The sequence below is a fragment of the Scandinavium hiltneri genome (assembly GCF_024764835.1).
GTDB classification, from domain to species: domain Bacteria; phylum Pseudomonadota; class Gammaproteobacteria; order Enterobacterales; family Enterobacteriaceae; genus Scandinavium; species Scandinavium hiltneri.
Genome location: NZ_JALIGE010000019.1, coordinates 1 through 409, shown reverse-complemented (window position 1 = coordinate 409; position 409 = coordinate 1). Strand labels below are relative to the sequence as shown.

The window sequence follows — 409 nt, the reverse complement described above, 5'->3', positions numbered from 1 at the left end:
GTCAGTGCCCTGCCCATCACCGGCGGCTGCCGCAGCCGAAAATCGGCGACGGAAATCGCGCTGATGCAAACCGCCAATAACATCACCTTGCGGGTACAACAGGCTGCGGCCAGCATCTTGCACCCTGGGATCACCGCCGACCAATTGATTGACTTCGTCGATAAAGCCCACCGCAAAATGGACACCAGCGGCGCTTATTTTTGTATTGCACTATTCGGCTCCGACAGCGCGTTTCCGCATGGTGTGAAGCAGCCCAAGCCGCTGCAAAACAACGATATCGTGCTGCTGGATACCGGTTGCCGCTACAAGGGTTATCTGTCCGATATCACCCGTACCTATGTGTATGGCGAACCCAACCAACGGCAACGCTTCGCCTGGCAGGCGGAACATGACGCACAGGCGGCTGCCT

General features: G+C 57.7%; 1 protein-coding gene. It reads left to right on the top strand.

Annotated elements, in window-relative coordinates; translation table 11 throughout:
- A partial coding sequence (locus tag MUU47_RS00080; RefSeq protein ID WP_258986100.1) for a M24 family metallopeptidase occupies nucleotides 1-409 on the top strand: 409 nt, incomplete at both ends.